This is a genomic window from Mesorhizobium sp. IMUNJ 23232 (assembly GCF_044326205.1).
Lineage (GTDB): Bacteria > Pseudomonadota > Alphaproteobacteria > Rhizobiales > Rhizobiaceae > Kumtagia.
In genome coordinates this window covers 121,007-141,101 of the sequence record NZ_JBIRCY010000008.1, presented here as the reverse complement: position 1 = coordinate 141,101, position 20,095 = coordinate 121,007, and the positions used below count along the sequence as shown (strand labels likewise).

At 62.3% G+C, this 20,095-nt stretch carries 20 protein-coding genes and 1 tRNA gene; 12 read left to right on the top strand and 9 right to left on the bottom strand.

The genetic code is table 11. From position 1 onward, the window contains the following. Positions 1-153: 153 nt before the first annotated feature. Positions 154-1,572, bottom strand: coding sequence for an aminotransferase (locus ACH196_RS08330; protein ID WP_396646414.1), 1,419 nt, complete (start codon positions 1,570-1,572; stop codon positions 154-156). Positions 1,573-1,825: 253 nt separating this feature from the next. Here ACH196_RS08330 and ACH196_RS08325 point away from each other — a divergent pair, with 253 nt between their 5' ends. From ACH196_RS08325 to ACH196_RS08315, 3 genes are read left to right on the top strand one after another with little or no spacing between them, the layout of a single operon-like run. Next, entirely contained in the window at positions 1,826-2,743 is a 918-nt protein-coding gene (locus ACH196_RS08325; protein ID WP_396646413.1) for an ABC transporter permease, read from the top strand. After that, a complete protein-coding gene (locus tag ACH196_RS08320) occupies positions 2,740-3,552 on the top strand; it encodes an ABC transporter permease (RefSeq protein ID WP_396646412.1) in 813 nt (270 codons plus the stop codon). Before ACH196_RS08325 ends, ACH196_RS08320 begins: the two co-directional genes overlap by 4 nt. A gap of 7 nt (positions 3,553-3,559) precedes the next feature. Then, a complete protein-coding gene (locus ACH196_RS08315; protein WP_396646463.1) occupies positions 3,560-4,633 on the top strand; it encodes an ABC transporter ATP-binding protein in 1,074 nt (357 codons plus the stop codon). A gap of 34 nt (positions 4,634-4,667) precedes the next feature. Here ACH196_RS08315 and ACH196_RS08310 read toward each other — a convergent pair whose 3' ends face one another. From ACH196_RS08310 to ACH196_RS08300, 3 genes are all read right to left on the bottom strand, one after another. After that, positions 4,668-5,069: a hypothetical protein gene (locus ACH196_RS08310; RefSeq protein WP_396646411.1), complete on the bottom strand. Its 402-nt coding sequence runs from the start codon at positions 5,067-5,069 to the stop codon at positions 4,668-4,670. Positions 5,070-5,165: 96 nt separating this feature from the next. Next, on the bottom strand, positions 5,166-6,578 hold the full coding sequence (locus ACH196_RS08305; RefSeq protein ID WP_396646410.1) for a flavin monoamine oxidase family protein: 1,413 nt from the start codon (positions 6,576-6,578) through the stop codon (positions 5,166-5,168). A gap of 155 nt (positions 6,579-6,733) precedes the next feature. Beyond that, positions 6,734-6,973 carry a hypothetical protein gene (locus ACH196_RS08300; protein ID WP_396646409.1) on the bottom strand — a complete coding sequence of 80 codons (240 nt, stop codon included), beginning with the start codon at positions 6,971-6,973 and terminating at the stop codon, positions 6,734-6,736. Positions 6,974-7,143: 170 nt separating this feature from the next. Between ACH196_RS08300 and ACH196_RS08295 the strand changes: the two genes are divergently transcribed. Next, positions 7,144-7,533, top strand: a complete 390-nt coding sequence (locus ACH196_RS08295) for a low affinity iron permease family protein (protein ID WP_396646462.1) — start codon at positions 7,144-7,146, stop codon at positions 7,531-7,533. Between the two features lie 74 nt (positions 7,534-7,607). On the opposite strand, the gene ACH196_RS08290 is transcribed toward ACH196_RS08295, so the two are convergent. The 3 genes from ACH196_RS08290 to ACH196_RS08280 all read right to left on the bottom strand — a co-directional run bounded on the left by ACH196_RS08290 (position 7,608) and on the right by ACH196_RS08280 (position 10,430). Beyond that, positions 7,608-8,690, bottom strand: coding sequence for a substrate-binding domain-containing protein (locus ACH196_RS08290; protein ID WP_396646408.1), 1,083 nt, complete (start codon positions 8,688-8,690; stop codon positions 7,608-7,610). A 25-nt stretch (positions 8,691-8,715) separates the two neighbouring features. Then, positions 8,716-9,390, bottom strand: coding sequence for a transcriptional regulator BetI (gene betI, locus ACH196_RS08285; RefSeq protein WP_396646407.1), 675 nt, complete (start codon positions 9,388-9,390; stop codon positions 8,716-8,718). A gap of 248 nt (positions 9,391-9,638) precedes the next feature. After that, entirely contained in the window at positions 9,639-10,430 is a 792-nt protein-coding gene (locus tag ACH196_RS08280) for a class I SAM-dependent methyltransferase (RefSeq protein ID WP_396646406.1), read from the bottom strand. Positions 10,431-10,593: 163 nt separating this feature from the next. On the opposite strand from ACH196_RS08280, the gene ACH196_RS08275 reads away from it, so the two are divergent. The 4 genes from ACH196_RS08275 to ACH196_RS08260 are packed head-to-tail and all read left to right on the top strand — an operon-like array spanning position 10,594 to position 15,265. Beyond that, positions 10,594-12,213 (top strand): phytoene desaturase family protein, encoded by a 1,620-nt coding sequence (locus tag ACH196_RS08275; RefSeq protein WP_396646405.1) that lies wholly within the window; start codon positions 10,594-10,596, stop codon positions 12,211-12,213. Then, positions 12,200-13,762, top strand: a complete 1,563-nt coding sequence (locus ACH196_RS08270; RefSeq protein ID WP_396646404.1) for a phytoene desaturase family protein — start codon at positions 12,200-12,202, stop codon at positions 13,760-13,762. The genes ACH196_RS08275 and ACH196_RS08270 overlap by 14 nt, the downstream gene beginning before the upstream one ends. After that, the gene (locus ACH196_RS08265) at positions 13,759-15,009 is read left to right on the top strand and encodes an aminomethyltransferase family protein (protein WP_396646403.1); all 1,251 of its coding nucleotides are present in this window, start codon (positions 13,759-13,761) and stop codon (positions 15,007-15,009) included. The genes ACH196_RS08270 and ACH196_RS08265 overlap by 4 nt, the downstream gene beginning before the upstream one ends. A gap of 1 nt (position 15,010) precedes the next feature. Beyond that, positions 15,011-15,265, top strand: a complete 255-nt coding sequence (locus ACH196_RS08260; protein ID WP_396646402.1) for a hypothetical protein — start codon at positions 15,011-15,013, stop codon at positions 15,263-15,265. Positions 15,266-15,399: 134 nt separating this feature from the next. Here ACH196_RS08260 and rpoH read toward each other — a convergent pair whose 3' ends face one another. Next, the gene (gene rpoH, locus ACH196_RS08255; protein ID WP_396646401.1) at positions 15,400-16,311 is read right to left on the bottom strand and encodes an RNA polymerase sigma factor RpoH; all 912 of its coding nucleotides are present in this window, start codon (positions 16,309-16,311) and stop codon (positions 15,400-15,402) included. A gap of 176 nt (positions 16,312-16,487) precedes the next feature. Then, the gene (locus ACH196_RS08250; RefSeq protein ID WP_396646461.1) at positions 16,488-17,513 is read right to left on the bottom strand and encodes an RluA family pseudouridine synthase; all 1,026 of its coding nucleotides are present in this window, start codon (positions 17,511-17,513) and stop codon (positions 16,488-16,490) included. A gap of 19 nt (positions 17,514-17,532) precedes the next feature. Between ACH196_RS08250 and ACH196_RS08245 the strand changes: the two genes are divergently transcribed. The 4 genes from ACH196_RS08245 (at position 17,533) to ACH196_RS08230 (ending at position 20,081) form a co-directional block, all read left to right on the top strand. After that, positions 17,533-17,940 carry a fimbrial protein gene (locus ACH196_RS08245; protein ID WP_396646400.1) on the top strand — a complete coding sequence of 136 codons (408 nt, stop codon included), beginning with the start codon at positions 17,533-17,535 and terminating at the stop codon, positions 17,938-17,940. After that, positions 17,937-18,350 (top strand): VOC family protein, encoded by a 414-nt coding sequence (locus tag ACH196_RS08240; protein ID WP_396646399.1) that lies wholly within the window; start codon positions 17,937-17,939, stop codon positions 18,348-18,350. Before ACH196_RS08245 ends, ACH196_RS08240 begins: the two co-directional genes overlap by 4 nt. 150 nt (positions 18,351-18,500) lie before the next feature. Continuing rightward, positions 18,501-18,575 (top strand) — tRNA-Glu (locus ACH196_RS08235). Between the two features lie 513 nt (positions 18,576-19,088). After that, positions 19,089-20,081 (top strand): hypothetical protein, encoded by a 993-nt coding sequence (locus tag ACH196_RS08230; protein ID WP_396646398.1) that lies wholly within the window; start codon positions 19,089-19,091, stop codon positions 20,079-20,081. Positions 20,082-20,095 lie beyond the last annotated feature (14 nt).

Here is a 20,095-nt window from a genome sequence, read left to right as displayed (position 1 = left end):
GGTTGGGTGGGGTGCCCGTCGTCCGATGCTGGCGCCCAAAGCCCCAAGGGTGCCTGTCGCCGCGTCTCCTTCATGCGTTTCTCCTATGAGATTCGAAGGAGGCGCGGCGAAACACATTGCGGCGTACGCGTTTCGCGCTCGAACGGGCCAGCACTACCCCCGCCAGACGCCTTCCTTGCGCAGATCGTCCATCGTCCGCGAGATGCCCTCGCGCAGGATAGCCACCATGTCGTCGATCTGGCTGCGCGTGATGATCAGCGGCGGCGACATAACGCACATATGGATCAGCGGCCGCACCAGCAGGCCGAGCGCGTGGCAATGCGCGTCGATACGCTTGCCGACCTCATAGTCGAGCTTGAGCGCGTCCTTGCTCTCGCGGTCGGCGACGCATTCCACGCAGCCCATCAGCCCGATGCCGCGCACCTCGCCGACCAGCGGCAGGTCCTCCAGCGTCCGCAGCCTCTCCTGGAAATACGGCGCGACCGCGCGCGCATGATCGAGGATGCCGCCTTCCACCAGGTCGAGATTGGCCAGTGCCACCGCGCAGCCCACCGGATGGCTGGTGTAGGTCAGCCCATGCGCATACATCGCGTCCGGATGGTTCGATTTGCGCAGGTCCTGCAGCAGCCGTTCCGAGACGATCATGCCGCCGAGCGGAAAATAGCCGGAGGTCACGCCCTTGGCGAAGGTGATGATGTCCGGCTCGATGCCGAACACTTCCTTCGAGGCGAACACCTCGCCCAGCCGTCCGAACGCCGTCACCACCTCGTCGGAAACGTAGAGGATGTCGTTGTCGCGGCATATCTCGCGGATGCGCCGCAGATAATTCGGCGGCGGGACGATCACGCCGCCGGAGGCCTGCACCGGTTCGCCGACGAAAGCGCCGATCTTCTCCGCACCGATGCGCTTGACGGCTTCCCGGAACTCGTCAACCAGGAAGTCGGAAAACGCCTCCACCGTCATATCAGCCGGCCGGCGGAACGGATCGGGCGACGACAGCTTCACCACGAGCCCGTCCGCGACATCCATCCAGTCGCGGTCACGTGGACGGCCATTGAGCGAGGCGGACAGATAGGTCGAGCCGTGGTAGGCGCCGCCGCGCGACAGCAGCAGTTTCTTCTCCGGCCGGCCACGGACGTTGTTGTAGAACTGCATGAAGCGCAGCGCGCTTTCGACCGCCGAAGACCCGCCGGTGGTGAAGAAAATATGGCTGAGGTCGCCCGGCGCGTAAGCCGCGATGCGTTCGGCAAGCACTGCCGACGGCTCGTTCATCGTGTACCACGGCGTGTTGTAGGAGAGCGCCATCGCCTGGTCGTACATGACCCGCGCCAGTTCCTCGCGCCGGTGCCCGACATTGACGCACCACATGCCGGCCGGCCCGTCGATCAGCCTTCTCCCCTCGCCATCGGTGATGTAGATGCCCTCACCGCCGCCGATCAGGCTGCGCGCCTCGCTGCCGATCGAGCCGGCATAGGGCCAGGGCTGTACGAGATGCCGCTTGGCCAGTTCGACCGCTTCCGCAGCCGAATTTTCACCGCCGTCGCTCATGTCGATATCCCTGACCGCTGCCATGCCGGCCTCCCTTCGCATGAAAATTTCGTGATCCGAAATGCCTGTGCCGGCAAACCATCGGAAAAACGACTCTTTTCGTCACATATTGAATATCCGTTCAATCAATATTCCAGAAATGCCGCTTGATTTCAATCCACTCTTGGGCCCATGATGAAGGAAAGCCGGGAAACAAGGGGAACCTCGGCGCAGAAGACGGGACGGGAGCAGCAATGGAGAGCATGCCCACGCGATCCGCGACAGGCGAGCCGTTGTTATGACGGCCACCGCGGAAGGGAGCGTAGCGTTCCCAAAGGAACGCACCAACACAAAACCCCTTCTGCAATCCGAGGCGGCGCGCGGTTATGCGCTGGTCAGCCCCACCCTCGCCTTCGCCGTGGTCATGCTGCTGGTGCCGATCCTGGTGGTGATCGCCCATAGCTTCTGGACGCAGAACTATCTCACCGTCGACTACACCTTCACGCTCGAACAATATCGCATCGCGCTGACCGAGCCCATCTATCGCGACCTTCTCCTGCGTTCGCTGTTCATCTCGCTTTCGGTCAGCGTGCTTACGGTCCTCCTGGCCTATCCGATCGCCTACTACATTTCCTTCCATGGCGGCCGTCACAAGAACCTGTGGCTATTCCTGATCACTATCCCGTTCTGGACCAGCTACCTGCTGCGCGTCATGTCGTGGAAGGTCATCCTCGGCTACAACGGCGTGTTGAATTCCGGGCTATTGGGGCTTGGCATCATCGACGAGCCGTCGACCGCCCTGCTCTACAATTCGAGCGCGGTGATTATCACGTTGACGCATGCCTGGGCCGCCTTCGCCATCCTGCCGATCTTCGTCTCGCTGGAAAAGGTCGACCGCACGCTGATCGAGGCGGCCACCGATCTCGGCGACGGTCCTATCCGCAGCTTCCTCAGGGTGACGCTGCCGCTGTCGATGACAGGGGTGATCTCGGCGCTGCTGATCGTCATGATCCCCACCGTCGGCGACTACGTCACCCCGAAACTCGTCGGCGGCAAGGATGGCGTGATGATTTCCAACGCCATCCAGGCGCAATTCGGCAAGGCGCTGAACTGGCCGCTCGGCGCCGCGCTCTCGGTCTCGACCATGCTGGTCGTGTCGGCGATGGCAGCCGCGTCGGTGCTGCTGCTCCGGCTGCTGGTGAGGCGGGCACGATGAGACGCTTGCTCGGCCGCTGGCTGCCCGCCTATGCGGCGCTCTACATCGCCTTCCTCTACCTGCCGGTGCTGTTCCTGCCGATCTTTTCGATCAACACCTCGGCCGTGCCGAAATTCCCGCTCTCGGGCTACACCTTCAAATGGTACGAGGAACTTCCGCGCACCACAGCACTGCTCGACGCGGCCTGGAACAGCCTGATCGTCGGCATCGCGGCATCACTGCTGGCGACCATCCTCGGCATCTGCGCAGCGCGCGCCATCACCCGCTACCGCTTTCCCGGCCGCCGCCCCATCAACGGCCTGATCATGGCGCCGCTGATCCTGCCGGAAATCATCGTCGCCGTATCCATGCTGCTTGTTTTGCAGCGAATGGGGCTCGGGCTGACACTATTCACCGTCGTGCTCGGCCATGTGCTGATCTGCATCCCCTACTCCGCCACCGTACTGACCTCCGGCTTCGAGGGTTTCGACCGCAGCCTGGAGGAAGCTTCGGCCGATCTCGGCGAGACGGCCTGGGGCACGTTCCGCCGCGTGACTCTGCCGATGATGACGCCGGCGATCATCTCCTCGCTGCTGGTCTCCTTCACCATCTCGCTCGACGACTTCATCATGGCGTTTTTCCTCGCCGGCACGGAGACGACCCTGCCGATCTACATCTGGGGCCAGCTTCGTTTCGCTGCAAAATTGCCTAGCGTCCTGGCGCTCGGCACGCTGCTGCTGGTCGGCTCCTTCATCCTTCTCACCATCGCCGAAACTCTGCGCCGCCGCGCCGAGCGCAGGACACAGATAGCGGGAGTTGCCGTTGCCTGACCGCCCGATGATCGAAATCCGCAGCGTCACCCGCAGCTACGGGACGTTCAAGGCGCTCGACGACGCCAACCTGACCATCAAGGAGGGCGAGTTCTTCTCGCTGCTCGGTCCGTCAGGCTGTGGCAAGACAACGCTGCTGAGGATGATCGCAGGTTTCGACACGCCGACCTCCGGCTCTATCCTGATCGACGGCCAGGGAATGGACAGCATTCCGGCCAACCGCCGGCCGACCAACATGGTGTTCCAGAGCTACGCCATCTTCCCGCATTTGAACGTCGAGCAGAACGTCGCCTACGGACTGAAGCGCCTGAAACTGGATGCCGCCGAGGAAAGGCGCCGCGTCGAGGAAGCGCTGGCCATGGTGTCGCTCGCCGGCCTCGGCAAGCGCGGCGCCACCGAACTCTCCGGCGGCCAGCGGCAGCGCGTGGCGCTGGCCCGCGCCTTGGTGATGAGGCCGAAGGTTCTCCTGCTGGACGAACCGCTGTCGGCGCTCGACAAAAAACTGCGCGAGCAGATGCAGGTCGAACTGCGCCGGCTGCAGCAGGCGGTGGGCATCACCTTCATCCTGGTCACCCACGACCAGTACGAGGCGCTCGCCATGTCCGATCGTATCGCCGTGATGTTCGGCGGCAAGATCGCGCAGGTCGCAGCACCCAAGGAGATCTACCAGCGGCCGGTCAACCGCCAGGTTGCCGACTTCCTCGGCGGCATGAACTTCATCAAGGCGGAGATCGTCGACGACGCCGGCACATCCATCGTCGTCGACACACTGGGGTTCGGCCGCGTCAAGACCGACAAGCCAGCCGCCTATGGGAAGAACGGTTCAGCCGCGACCGTCGGCATCCGTCCCGAGCGGTTGCGGGTACTGTGGGACGATGCGATCGCCAAGCATGAAGTGGCGGGCAAGGTCGTGGAGCGGCATTATTTCGGCGAGATCACCCATCTGATCGTCGAAGTGCCCGGCATGGACAAGCCGCTGTCTGTCACTGAGACCAACGACTTCGGCGCCGACGACTTGCCGCTCGGCGCCACGATCCGGCTGGGCTACGATCCGGATGCGCTGGTGGCGATGGCGGATTGAGCTATTCGAAGTTCATTCCAACGGCTATTTCTGTTCAGTCTGTTAACAACCGTGCAGCGAGATAGTCTCGCAGTTGGCTATCGCCACGTTTCTTCGATTCATCAAGAAAATACTTCAGGTCACCAATCGCAACAAGACCGTGATTTTCGAGATAGTAGATCGCCAGTTCCGGATCCTGGGAACATTTCGGATTGTTCAATTGGGTCAGCACGTGAAACTGAAGCCCGTGGTCGGCCTCCCAAACAGCGAAGGAATTTATCGGCCAGCCGGCCTCAACCTCGGCCCGGAGGGAACTCGCAGAATACTGACATACGCCCTTGAGCGAATTGTCCAGTTCCGCAATCTTGACGGGAGCGGTTGCAGACACACGGCCGACGGTAAAACCTGCGACGGCCATAATCGCTGCCGTCACCACAATGGCCAGTCCGCTTTTCATTTGGACCCTCCCATGGCTTTCCTCGCCGCTGCACACTCCGCAGGGTCATGACGGTAGTGCGGAGCGAGTAAGCAAGGCTATTCCAAGCGGTTGAAATCAAGGCGTCTCGGCATTGCCGGGCGCGAAGACCTGTCTCGCTGTCTCTTCCGGCATCTCATCTCCCGGCTCCAGCGGCAGACCTTGAATCTCCTCAAGAATCGCCAATGCCTTCTCGGGATCGGCCCTGGCGGCTCGTATCTGAAAAACGGTCTGCTCCGCCGCCGCCCTCCCGGCAACGATCGCGCCCTCGATATAGCCGGGATAGGACGGCGACAGTTCCGACGAGGCGAATGTCACCGAGGGCATGCCGCGCCGCATGATCGCCTCCGCGTCCTTCGCCGAAAAATCCATGATTGTGTCGGAATAGCCGCCACCGCTCCACGGATCGCCCGTCCAATCGCGCATCGTGAGGTCGAGCGGCGTCTTCGCCTCGTGCCCCAGCGCCGCGCGGAGCTTTTCCAGGATCGCCAGCTTGGCGGTTTCGTTTCCCAGCCGCCGCCAACGCTCCGCCAGGCTGCCGCCGGCGAAGACCACGATCGCCGCGTGATCGTCGTCGCGGCTGGCATCGCAGGCGTAGAGCCCGAGCGGATCGAGGAAAAAGACACTGCCGCTGAGACCCCTATCGCGCCAGAACGGCCTTTCGTAACGCACCAGCGCCTTGATCACCTTGCCGCTGCGCCAGGCCGAGGTCGCCTGGCAGACTTCCACCGGAAGCGGCGGATCGTAGGTCATGCGCCGTGCCATCACAGGGGGTATGGCGAGGATGACGTGCTCGGCCTCGTAAAGGCCAGCATCGGTGCGCAGACTGACCCTGTGGTCGCCATGCTTGATGGCGCGCACGGGCTCACCCAGCCTCAGCCTGGGGCCGAGTTCCCGGCCGATATCCTCGGCCAGCGAATGCATCGTCTCTTTCAGGAAATACTGGAGTTCGGGCACCTCGTTGGTGATGCGCCGGTCGTTCGAGATGAGATACCACAGCGGCAGCAGGTCGGTCGGCTGGCACCAAAGACCCTCGATCGAGCCGAGGAAGGCCCATTGCGCGTCATAGGCATCCGGCTGCTGCTCCGCCCAAGCGCGCACAGACAGCTTTGCTATCGACGGATCGTCGGGATCGATCTCATTGGCCCGGTCTCGGATTGCCACGAAGCGGCGATAGAGATCATCGACGGTGCCGACGATGGTTTCGGGCTCGACCAGCCATCTGCCGGGAAACAGGCCATCCACGCGCGTCTTGCCATAGGCTTGCGCCAGCGCCGAAATCTCCGGCATGTCGTCGCAGAAATACTGCCCGCCCGTATCGATCCGCTCGCCAAGCCCGTTCACCATCGACTCGACACGGCCGCCAACCCGGTCCCGCGCTTCCAGCACGACGAAATCCACCCCGGCCCGCTGCAGCGCGTGCGCCGCCGACAGCCCGGTAAATCCGGCGCCGACGACGATGACCCTCGTACGCAATATGCGGGCGCTCAAGATACTGCCTGTCTCAATCGACCATGGCAGTCTTGCTGCCTTTGTGCAGAGCGCGGACGCTCTGCCGGGAGGCGCATTGTCGAACGGCACAAGGTTAATGTCCATGGTCGCGGCACCATTGCGCGAGGCTTTTGCCACTATGCGAGGGAACCACCTCAGAGCGTTGCCGCGCCCTTCTTCGGTTCCTTAGCGCCCAGGCTATCCAATGCCTTGCGGACCTCCCGCAACTCCCCGTCCCAGCCGTCATTCGGGTTCATCGGGCTCTCGCTCGCTGCACGCTGAAGTCCCCGCACTTCCGACTCGATGCCGCGCAATTCCTCGATCTTCCGGTCGGTGCTCATCGATTTGTCCTCGACGATTTCCTGCACCTTCATTTCCCTGAACGTAACCATCATCGATTCTCCGATTGATCGTCGGCGACAACGCACGGTGCGCGGGCCTGTTCCCCTCCTCGCCAATTGGCCGCCACTGGAACCTGCGGGAGTTTCGCTGGTTACTGGAGACCTCGGGCACCGGCCAGAACATCGGCAAAGGCCGACAAGCTGTCCGGGCCCGGCGAGACGTCATGGAAAAACACTTCACCAAGATCGCCAACAAGGTCGCTCACGCGGCCGGCAAACCGGTCACCTTCGTCGCCTGCTGCGGGATCATCGTCTTGTGGGCCGTAACCGGGCCGCTGATGGGCTTCTCCGATACCTGGCAACTGATCATCAACACCAGCACGACGATCGTCACCTTCCTGATGGTGTTCCTGATCCAGAACACCCAGAACCGCGACGGCGCGGCTCTCCAGACCAAGCTCGACGAGTTAATCCGCACCTCCAAGGCCAAAAATCATTTCATCGGCATCGAGCATCTCACCGAGACCGAGCTCGAGGAAATCCGCAAGAAATGCGAGGAGGCCGCCGAGCGCGCCGGTGAAGCCGCGGAAGAGGCGGAGGAAGCCGCCGCCTGACTGCCGTCCAACGAAAAAGCCGGGGCCAAAACCCCGGCTTCCGAAAAGGCTAGGGTCGCCGGCAAATAGCCGGCTCAGTATCCAGCCTTGATCTTCTCGAACTCGGCAATCATCTTCTGTTTCAGCTCGGCCGGCACCGGCGACTGGAACAGCGTCTTGTCGACGAACTTCTCGACATTGTCATAGCCCTTCTCGGCCAGCGTCTTGGCGTCGACGGAAGCCATAGACTTGGCATCGGCGTGGCCGTAACCCCAATCCGACAGCAGGTATTGCGCGGTTTCCGGTGAATTGATCGAGTTCAGGAAGTCATACGTCTTGTCGACGCTGCCGGGCGCGCCCTTCAGCCTGACGTAACCGCAGACCCATGTGGACAGGCCCTCGTCCGTATCCTTCTTCGCCTTGATCGGCGCGCCGGCCAGCGCCGACTGCACGCTGGCATCGTTCCACGCCCAGGCGAGATCGACCTCGCCGCCGCTCATCGCCTGCACGATGTCGGTGTTGTCGCTCCAGTAGAGCCGCACGTTCTTGTGCACCTCGCGCAAGAAATCCGACGCCTGCTTGAACTGCTCGTCGGTCATCTGCGTCCAGTCCTTCAGGCCGATCGCCAGCGACGCCAGCGCATAGGCATCGTCGACATTGTCGCCGATCGACACGCGATCCTTGAATTTCGGATCGGCGAAGGCCTTCAGCGACTGGATGTCCTTTTCGTCGACCTTCTCGGAATTATAGGTCACCAGCGTGTTGCCCCAGTCCCAGGGCATGAACCAGGCGGTGCCGTCGGCTGTGGTGGCGAGATCCTTCATTGCCATGATGCCGGGGTTGAGGTCTTTCCAGCCGGCGATCTTCGACGTGTCCAGCGGCTCAAGCAGCCCGGCGTCGCGCCATTTCACCACGCTCTGCGAGCATGGATGCGCCAGGTCCGTCTTGAAGCCGGAGCGAATCTTCTCGAACGCCTCGTCCTCGTCGCCGAAGAAGGTGAAGGTCGGCGAATCGCCGTATTTGGCCGCGTAGCCGGGATGGAATTGCGGGGCTTCGTAGCCCGACCAGTCGAAGATGGTCAGTTCGGAATCCGCCGCCGACACCAGGGCCGGCACGGAGACCGACAGCGCCGCGGCCAGCGCCAGGGTGATTGTCTTGCGTCGAGAAAAGGCAGTCATGGTTCCATCCTCTGCAGGTTTTTTATCATGCTATTTTGCGGACGCGTGGCGCCTCGCGTGAATAATGCTTCGGAAACACCGAGGCGAGAAACTCGGCGGCAGCGTGCTGGGCGCTCTCGCGGCTGGCGTTCTCGGTGCCCATCATCAGGCGCAGCCACAGTCCCTCCAGCATGGCGCTGAGACCCAGCGCCGTTGAGAAGGCATCGAAGCCGTAGCCGCCGTCTTCCTTGAGGCGCTGGCAGAGGTCGATGAAGACCTGCTGATAGGCCTCGTCATTGGCCCCGCACAGTGCCTGGTAGGTCGGCCGCGACTTCGCCTCGCCCCAGAAGGCGCACCAGGCGGCGAGCTTGCGTTTGTTGCAGATGGTGCGATCGAAATCCGCCTGCACCAGGGCCGAAAGCTGCCGGGCCGGATCGTCGCCGGCCTTCACCAGCGCTGCCCGCCAGTGCGCCGAATATTCGTCGGCCATGTATTGCAGCGTGGCGACGAGAAGCTTTTCCTTGCTCTCGAAATGGAAATTGACGATGCCGCGCGACAGGCCGGCACCGTCGGCCACGTCAGCCATCGTCGTCTCGGAATAACCCCGCTTTGCGAGCGAATCGATCGTCGCCTCGATCAGTTGCTGCCGCCGCGTCTCCTTGGAAGCTTTTCGCCCGCGTTTTTCGCCGTCCGCCGGGGGGTCTTTCAGGGGAGCGTTCATGGGCGCCCACCTTTACCCTCCCCCTTGAAGGGAGGGTCGGCGAGCGATCGAAGCAGAGCGGAGAGAGCGAGACGGGGAGGGGTCACATCAGGATCGAGCACCTCTTCACCAACCCCTCCCCGCGTCGCAATTCCGCTCGTTCCGAGCGGGTTGCTTCGCGACCCTCCCCTCAAGGGGGAGGGTTTGCCCGCCGCGCCGCTCGGCAGAACAAAAGGGGGCGCGAAGGAACTCATCATCTTTACAACCGCCTAATCCGGTTTCCTGCCGCGCAGATGAGTGGGCCGGTGCTCGCCCGAGTCAAGCACCTTCTGCATGGCTTCCCAGGTGCGGACATTCTTCGCCACGTAGGTTTCTCCGACCGCCGCCGCCGCCCGCGCACGCAGCGGCCCATTGAGCCTTGCCAGTTCCTCCCGCGCCACCTCCCGGTACCAGGGATTGCGGTCGACGATTGTAACACCGGCAAGGCCCGCCCATTCCATCGCCAACCGGTAGCGCGCCGGCGAGGCCATGGAGAAACTCAGCCCTTCCGCAGCCACGTACGCCTTCATCTCGGCGGAAGGCTCACCATCATGGGAAATCAGCCAGTCGCTGGCCGCGAACACGCCGCCAGGTCTCAGCACCCGAAAGATGTCGGCAAACAGTGCGTCCTTGTCGGGCACATGCAGCAGAGCGTCCTTGGAGAACACCACGTCGAATGAAGCGTCGGCGAACGGCAATCGGCCTGGTGGCGTTTGCACGAAGGCCGCGCGGTCCGAAAGCCCCCTGCCTGCGGCTCGCTCACGGGCGCGCAAGATCACAGACTCTTCAATGTCGAACCCCGTGACATGACCAGCGTCGTGGCGCTCGACCAGATGCAGCGCGATGCCACCCGAGCCACAGCCTATGTCGAGCACGGATTTATCCTTCAGCGACAGGCCGGCAAGCACCCGGTCAACCTCGTCCGGCCCGCCGGGAGACAGATATCCCTCACCCCACAAAGCCTCCAGAAAACGAATGGTGGCGTCGTTATATTCCGGTTCGCCGTGGTCTCCGTGGGTCATCGCAAATTGTTCATCTCGAACATGGGTTGATAGCCAACTTTCCGGCAAAAGCCTATAACAACGCTGGCAAAACGCAAGCTTGTTTGTTGAACATTCATTCAATATGGCTGGACAGAAAGTGCCTCCCGTGGCAGAACGAAGCCAATGAGGGAACAGAAAAGCGATGAAAAGCTGGGACGCGATCGTTGTCGGCGCGGGCCATAACGGACTCGTCAACGCGTGCTATCTGCAGCGGGCGGGGCTCGACGTGCTGGTGGTCGAGAAGAACGAATGGGTCGGCGGCGCGGCGGTCAGCCGCTCGCTGACGCCCGGCTTCCTCTACTCCAACTGCTCCTATGTCTGCTCGCTGTTCCGCCCCGAGATCATGCGCGATCTGGAGCTTCCGAAATACGGCCTGCAGGTCATCTCCTACGAAGGCGGCGCGGTGTTCACGCGCGACGGCGACTACCTCGCCAACTACCGCGACCACCACGCCCACCGCCGCGAATTCGCGCGCTTCTCGAAGAAGGACGCCGAGGCCTACGACCGTTACGCCCGCGACGTGACACGGCAGTGCCGCTTCATCCAGCCGCTTCTGATGCGCACCGCGCCGGACCCGACCTCGCTGAAACCGCGCGACATCGGCGAGTTGCTCTACCTCGGCAAGAAATTCGCCGGGCTCGGTGCGCGCGAAATGGCCGACACGCTGCGCTTCTGGACCATGTCGATCTCCGATTTTCTCGACGAATATTTCGAGACCGACGTCATCAAGGCGAATTTCGCGCTCTCCGGCATCATTGGCACGGCGCTCGGCCCGATGTCGCCCGGCACAGCCTATGTGCTGCTTCACCACTACATGGGCGAGGTCGACGGCTCGGTCGGCGCCTGGGGGTACGCGCGCGGCGGCATGGGCGCCATCACGAAAGCGCTGGCCGATTCCTTCCGCGCCTCCGGCGGCACCATCCGCACCGAGGCGGAAGTGGAACGCATCCTTGTTGAGAACGGCCGGACGACCGGCATCGTCCTTGCCGGCGGAGAGGAGATTCGCGGCAAGCTTGTGGTCTCCAACGCCGACGTGAAGCGCACTTTCCTGAAATTCGTCGAGGAAAAGGAATTGCCCGACATTTTTCTGCGGCGTGTAAAAAATTTCCGCATGCGCGGCTCCTCGGGCAAGGTCAACATCGCGCTGGATTCCATGCCGGAATTCCCGGCGCTGCCGCCGGATTCGCCCTGCCTGCGCGCCGACATGCATTTCACCGATTCCGTCGAGCGCATGGAGCGCGGCTACGACGACTGGAAGGCGGGCCGCTGGTCGGCCTATCCCTTCCTCGACATGGTGATCCCGACCACGCTCGACCCGACCATGGCGCCGCCCGGCAAACATTTCATGAGCTGCTTCGTGCAATATTGCCCGCCCAAGGTCGAGGGACGCGACTGGACGGATGCCGACCGCGACGCCTTCGGCGAGACGGTGATCTCACAGATCGCAGACTATTCGCCGGGCTTCCGCGACCGCATCGTCCATATGGAAATCCGCACGCCGCACGAACTGGAGGCCGAGGTCGGCCTCACCGAAGGCAACATCTTTCAAGGCGAACTCACCTTCGACCAGCTTCTGTTCAACCGCCCGGTGCCGGGCTACGCGCAATATCGTTCGCCGGTCGGTGGCCTCTACATCTGCGGCTCCTCCACCCACCCCGGCGGCGGCGTCATGGGCGCCCCCGGCCGCAACGCCGCCGGCGAAATCCTGCGCGACCTTAAGCGCGGCGCAAAACACATGAGCCCGGCCCATGACATCATTTGACAGCATCGTCATCGGCGGCGGCCACAACGGCCTGGTTGCGGCCTCCTTCCTCGCCAAGGCAGGCCGAAAAGTGATCGTGCTCGAAGCCGAACCGGAAACCGGCGGCGCCGGCCGAGGCCACGAATTCGCCCCAGGCTTCCGTGCTTCCATGGCACATCTGCTCAACCGCCTCCATCCCGAGGTGGTCAAGGGACTCGACCTTGAGAGCCACGGCATCAACCTCTCGCCCGCCCGCCAGATCCCCAGCGTCGCCCTGTCGGCGGAAGCCGATCCGCTGGTCCTGACCGGCGCCTATGGCGAGGCGCTCGACGGCGCATCGCCAACATGCTTACAGGAATGGGCAGAGGTTCGCGCACAGTTATTCCGCTATGCCGGCATAATGAAGCCGCTACTGTCGCGCCGTCCGCCGGCGCCCGGCGGCATGGCGCTCGCCGAGGCCGCCGCCTTCGCCATGACTGGCCTCTCGCTGAAGCGCCTCGGCAAGGAAGATATGCGCGATTTCCTGCGCGTGCTGTTGATGAACGTCGCCGACTTCGTCGACGAGGGTCTTTCCGACGACCGGCTGAAAGGCCTGCTCGCCTTCGACGCCGTGCTCGGCAGCCATCTCGGTCCGCGCTCGCCGACCTCGCTGCTCGGCCTCTACTACCGGCTCACCGGTGAGATCGGCGGCGTGCCTGGCGGTCAGCTTGCGCCGGCGGGAGGCATGGGCGCGGTCATGTCGGCGATCCGCGCCGCGGCCGAAAAGGCCGGCGTAACGATCCGCACCGGCGCGGCCGTCAAGGCGATCACCGTCGAGAATGGCCGGGCCGCCGGCATCATTCTGGAAGACGGCGAAGCGATCCGGGCGGCAACGATCGTCTCAGCGATGAACCCGCGCAAGACCTTCATCGACCTCGTCGGCCCGCGCCACCTCGACACCGGCTTCGTTCGCCGCGTCCAGAACATCCGCATGAAGGGCGACGCGGCAAAGCTGCACCTGGCGCTCGACCGCTCTCCGGAATTTTTGGGCCTGCCGCTGGAGCATCGGGGTGGGCGCCTCGTCATCGCGCCATCGACCAACTATGTCGAAAACGCCTTCAACCCGGCCAAGTACGGCGAATTCTCGCCGGAGCCAGCGATGGAGATTACCCTTCCCTCGCTGGATGACCCGTCGCTGGCGCCCGCCGGCGCCTGCGTGTTGTCAGCAACAGTCCAGTACGCGCCCTATGCGCTGAAGGAAGGCTGGGACGGCGGCAAACCGAAATTCCTCGAAGCCATCCTCTCCGTGCTGGAACGCCATGCGCCGGGCATCCGCAAGAGCGTCCTGCATTCCGAACTCCTCACTCCGGTTGATATCGAACAGCGCTACCGCATGCCGGGCGGCCACTGGCACCATGGCGAATTACAGGCCGACCAGATGCTGATGTCGCGGCCGGTCTTCGGCGCCGAGAGCTACGACACGCCGCTCCCTGGCCTGTTCCTCGCCAGCTCCGGCTCGCATCCCGGCGGCGGCATTTCGGGCGTGCCCGGCATGAACGCGGCCAAGCGGATGTTGGGGATGAAGGGATGACGATGATGCGCGCCATGACCCGTTCCGCTCTTTCCTCACAGTCGCGCCTCGCCCTCCAGCCGCATTTCCGCAAGCTGAAGCTGGATTCCCCGTTCCAGCCGCGCCTGGATGCGCTCAACCTCCAGCAAGCATGGTACGACTGGGCCGGCTACAAGGCCCCGTCAGCCCTCTGGGACGAGGAACTCGAATACTTTTCGATCCGCAGCCAAGCGGCAGTGTTCGACATCTCGCCGATGGTGAAATACCGCATCGAAGGGCCGGACGCCGAGACCTTCCTCGATCGCCTGACCTTGCGCGACGTAACCAGATTGAAACCCGGCCGTGTCCACTACACCGCATGGTGCGACGACGACGGTTTTGTGCTCGACGACGGCACCCTGTTCCGCCTCTCCACCACTCGCTTCCGCCTCTGCTGCCAGGAGCGCCATCTGCCCTGGCTGCTCGACAGTGCACTCGGTTACGACGTTTCGATCGAGGAGGAGACCGAAACCGTCGCCGGTCTCGCTTTGCAAGGGCCGACCTCCTGGTCCATCCTCAACGCCGCCGGCTTTGCCGGCTCGGAAAAGCTGAAACCCTTTGACATCGCTGTATTTTCCCATGATGGCGGCGAGGTCACCATCTCCCGCACCGGCTTCACCGGCGACCTCGGCTATGAACTTTTCGTCGACGCCGGAAACGCCCTGTCGCTCTGGGACCGCCTGTTCGAGGCCGGAAAACTCTTCGGAATCCGTGCCATAGGCTATCACGCCCTGAACACCGCCCGCATCGAGGCCGGCCTGATCGTGGCCAATGCCGACTTCGTCACCGCCGAACACGCCATCCGCCAGGACCGCATGCGCATGCCCGACGAGATCGGCCTTGGCTTCATGGTCGATCTGAAAAAACCCAACCATTTCAACGGCCGCCGCGCCATCGAGGCCGCTCGGAAAAAAGGCGGTCCCGCCCATGTCCTGGTCGGACTGGAGATCGAAGGCAACGTGCCGGCGGAACATGCCATTGTTTATCATAACAAAAAACGTGAAGTCGGTTTGGTCTCGGCGGCGATCTGGTCTCCCCTGGCCAAACGCAACATCGCCATGGCCAGTATTCAGCGCGCCTATGGCGAGGAAAATACGTCAGACCTCTGGGTCGAGATCTACGCCATGCGCGAGTTGCAGTACGTGAAGCTGATGAAGCGGGCGACGATCGCGCCGCGGCCGTTCATAAAACTCGACCGCCGAACCGCAATCCCGCCCAGGGCATTCTGAGATGGCCAACGATACGCCGGAAGAGGTCGCCGAGCAGTGGGAACTGGTCAATACCCCGCTCGGCGAGCCCTGGTCGGGCCGCACCCGCTATGCCGCCGCCATGTTCTTTCACAAGTGCGGCGACATGAACGCCGACACGCTGGAGGTCTACCGGCTCTGCTCGCGGCTGGACAACGAGGATCCGCTGCCGATCATCCGCCAACGCGGCGTGGGGAAGGGCTGGCTGAAGAGGATGGAGCGCGGCTGTCTGACGTAAGGTGCGTCCTTCGAGGCTGGCCCATTGACGATTTCGCTCCTCTCCCAGCGTCGTGCGGGTTCGCACCTGCGCTAGAAATCGTGAAACATACTTCGGCGGGCGAGCCTCGAAGGACGCACCGCCGCCAGCCGGCGTCACATCGCCGGCTGGGCCTCGATGGTCCGAAGCGCCTGCGCCTGCCGCTTGGCGGCGGCCTTCACCGCGTCCTGCACCTTCTCGAAGGCGCGCACCTCGATCTGGCGCACGCGCTCGCGCGAAATGCCGAACTCGGACGACAGGTCCTCCAGCGTCAGCGGCTCTTCCTCGAGGCGGCGCGCCTCGAAGATGCGGCGCTCGCGCTCGTTGAGCACCGACATGGCGCCGGCCAGCATGCCGCGCCGGTTTTCCAACTCGTCCTGCTCGATCAGCACCGCTTCCTGGCTGTCGTGGTCGTCCACCAGCCAGTCCTGCCATTCGCCGCTTTCGCCTTCGGTGGCACGGATCGGCGCATTCAGCGAGGCGTCGCCGGAAAGCCGGCGGTTCATCGACACCACCTCTTCCTCGGAAACATTCAGCCTTGTGGCGATCTCAGCGATCTGGTCGGGCTTCAAATCGCCCTCGTCGAGAGCCTGGATCTTGCCCTTGACCTTGCGCAGATTGAAGAACAGCCGCTTCTGGTTGGCGGTCGTTCCCATCTTCACCAGGCTCCACGAGCGCAGGATGTATTCCTGGATCGAGGCCTTGATCCACCACATCGCATAGGTGGCCAGCCGGAAGCCGCGCTCCGGCTCGAACTTCTTGACGGCCTGCATCAGACCGACATTGCCCTCCGAGATCACCTCGCCGATCGGCAGGCCGTAGCCGCGATAGCCCATGGCGATCTTGGCGACGAGCCGCAAATGGCTGGTGACGAGCTTGTGCGCCGCGCCCGTGTCCTCGTGCTCCTGGTACCGCTTGGCGAGCATGTACTCTTCCTGCGGCTGAAGCATCGGGAAACGGCGGATTTCTTCCAGGTAGCGGGAGAGCCCGCCCTCTCCGGAAACGATACTGGGTAGTGTCTGGGCCATGATAGCGCCCTCCTCTCTTCGAATTGCCCCCTGATCAAGGCGGGCATGTGGCGCCGCTGCATTTCCGCCGGGCGACGCCAAACAGACTTATATAGGAACAAAACGCGAAAATACAGCTTTTGTTCAACCCGAAACAGTGTGTCACGCTTAAGTGAACAACGGTGAGCAGGTATCCGTTAGATACCGCGAAACGCTTCAAGGAGTCCAGCAAAATCGGCAGGCGCAGGCTTTTCAAAACGCATGATCTCATCAGTCACAGGATGACGGAACGCCAGCAGCCAGGCATGCAGCGCCTGCCGTGGGAACGCCTCGACAATCAAGCGCGCCGGCTCCGGCAGGCGGTTCGCCTTTGTGCGGAAGCCGGTGCCATAGTCGCGATCGCCGACCAGCGGATGGCCGATATGCGCCATGTGGACGCGGATCTGGTGGGTACGGCCGGTCTCCAGCCGGCATTCCAGCAGCGCCGCCTGCACGCCGCCGCCAGCCTCGCCAAACCGCTCCAGCACTTGGTAGTGCGTGACCGCATGGCGGGCATCGTCACGCCCTTCCGGCACGACGGCCCGGCGCACGCGGTCCGATGCACGGCCGAGCGGCGCGTCGACGGTCCCACTCGTCCGCGACGGAATGTTCCACACCAGCGCCAGATAGGCGCGCTCTAGGTCGCCGTCGCGGCCATGGTCGGCAAATGCCTCCGACAGCGCCTTGTGCGCCCGCTCGGTCTTGGCTGCCACCATCACGCCCGACGTGTCCTTGTCGAGCCTGTGCACGATGCCCGGCCGCCGCACGCCGCCAATGCCCGAAAGGCTGTCGCCGCAATGATAAATCAACGCGTTGACCAGCGTGCCGGTCCAGTTGCCGGCCCCGGGATGCACGACCAACCCGGCCGGCTTGTTGACAACGATCAGTTCTTCGTCCTCGTAGAGAATGTCGAGCGGAATGTTTTCGCCTCGCGGCTCGGCCGGCTCCGGCTCGGGCAGCGCAATCTCGACCTCCTCGCCAGCCGCCATTTTTCGCTTCGGCTCGGTGACGACGCTGCCGCTCACCGTCACCGCGCCCTGGCGGATCAGAACCTGCAGGCGGCTGCGCGAAAAATCGCCGCCGAGTGCCGCCGCCAGCCACTGGTCGAGCCGCTGCCCGGCATCATCCTCGCCGGCTGCCAGCCCTTTCCTAATGCCCTCGCCTTCGTTATCAGGGTCGCCCATCTCCAGCCCGGAATGTTGCATGATACCGCCCAAATTCGACGACGAGGAGGAAAAGCCGCTCGACCCCGCGGTCGAGAACGTGCGGAAAAAACTCGTCCGCTTCGTCGCGATCAATCTCGGACTTCTGTTCGTCGCCCTTATGGCGGTCGTGGCGGCGATTGTCTACAAGACCCGCAGCGAGGCCCCGGCCGTCATCGAAGCCCCGGCTTCCGACATCCCCGTTCCCGCCGGCGCGCTTCCCGTGCCGGCAGGCGCCGTATTGGAAGGCGAAATCGCGCTCCCCGCCGGTTCCCGCATCATCTCGCAATCGCTTTCCGGCGGCCAGCTGTCGTTCGATCTCGAACTCGCGGACGGCTCGCACGCCATCTATCTCTACGATCTCGCCGAGCGTCGCATTGTGGGCCGTTTTGCGGTCACCTCGAAATGACCGATCCAAAGCCTTCGTCCTCGCAAAAGAAAATCGCCACTGTCGCGCTTGTTGTCGCCGGTTACGACGAGGCGATTGCCTGGTACACACAAAAACTCGGTTTTACGCTGTTCGACAACGTCGACTTCGGCGGCGGAAAACGCTGGGTGACGGTCGGCCCGGAAAATGGCGGCATGCGCCTGCTGCTCGCCGAGGCGGCCGATGAAAACCAGCGCACCCGCGTCGGCGACCAGACCGGCGGCCGTGTTTTCCTGTTCCTTGAGACCGACGATTTTTCACGCGATCACGCCGCGATGCTTGCCGCCGGCGTCAATTTTTGCGAGGCCCCGCGCCATGAAGCCTACGGCACGGTCGCCGTCTTCGCCGACCTTTACGGCAACCTCTGGGACCTGATCCAACCAAAACAGTGACGGGACTTCGGCCCTCTCGGTGCGACGAAATGGTCCCGGCGGCAGGGTCCGAAGGACGGTGAGACCGACCCTCCGAGCGACCCCTGCCGATCCGTTCGAAACCCGGTTGCATTTTTCGAATGCCCGGAATAGATACGGGCTTCTGGTCACGCGCCCATCGTCTAGCGGTTAGGACGGCGCCCTCTCACGGCGCAAACAGGGGTTCGATTCCCCTTGGGCGTACCAGCAAAATCAAGCACTTAGCTGACTTCCCGAGTAACCTGTCCACTATTTGTCCACTATACGCCAGCGGATAATGGCGGACTCCGGGACTCTCACCACCAAACAGGACGACAAAACATGACAACGCGCAGGGGGACGCCCGATCCGCAACTTTACGCAAACAGCCTGCGCCCTTGGCAGGCAAAGGCTTTGAAAGCCCTATTCTATGATACGTCGATGTACAGGCTGCAGGGCCGTCCTGGCCTCGGGGCAGCCGGGATTGAATGGCTCAAAAGTGATGGCCTGATAGAACTGGGAACCGTTCGATTTGGGGGTGAAATGGTTCCCGCTTGTGAACCGACATCATTTGCTCACCAAGTCTACGGCAAACTAGGATCGCGGCTACCCAAAAAAGACAAAAGGTTGAGTCGCTTTGAATGATGCGACAATTACTGTTGATTAGGGCTACTTAAGAACGGTGAAACATGGACTCTTTCCCGCTCCCATGGTGTAGTTAGCGCCAAAAGGGGGTGTCCTATGGCTTTCAGATACGTTCCTTGGAAACGCAATTTTAATCGGGTTCCGCCAGCCATCCGCCAGGCATTGGGGGCGATAGACACCGATCTAGTTCTCGTTGCAGTCACAAAGTCCATACGTCCGTCCGAACTGGAGCCCGTTTTCAGTCACCTAGCTTTTCCACGACAGGTGGGAGTAAATATTAACACCCTACCCCTGAAGGATATGGGAAAATACTCTACTCGAAATCAGGACGGATGGGAAGTTATTCGCAAAGATCTCCCACGAATCCACAAAACGTATTATTGGGAAACGCCAAATTTTGGCGATGCCGCTACGTATGGAACTCATCTTCATTACCAAGACAGGGAGGTTTATCAGAGAGAATTTCACGAGGCGCGAAATTTTAGTATCAAGATTGAAATGCTGCGAGCGGGACAAGGTAACGACGCTCCCGACATATACACAATTGCTCTTGATCATTTGCTTGATCGCGCCTCTCCAAATTTCGAGGGCGAGCTTCTATTTATGGTGAATTTGTTGCAAGAGAATTGCGGTGGCGTAAATGTCTTTGCAAGCAATGCCACGCGCGATGAATATTTGGGGACAATGCACTTGGATTGGGAAGTGTTCCCGCCAGAAAACCAAGATCAGCTCATACGCGCGATGACACGCCGACCGGGATCAACCCCCGATGAAGATCGAACGGTAGCCGAAAGAGTTGCTCTGTTCGCCCGACTCCGGCCAAGAGCATACCTACGCGGAAGGGGCGGGCTCAATTCGTACGTCGGCGCCCAGTATGCCGACGATTTGGTGGTTTTCGAGAACGTGAAATATGGGAACGCCTTATATGTTCTCTATGATAATTGGGAAGAAGTCTCACAGCGCTCTAGGACCGAGCTTCTGCAAGGTACCGATGATCGCTATGATAGGATTGTCCACAATGAAGGCTGGGAGGACGCGTTTCAGGTAGTCCTTCGCAAAGAGAAGCGGAAAAGAAATATCCGGGATTAAATATGGTTAGGATT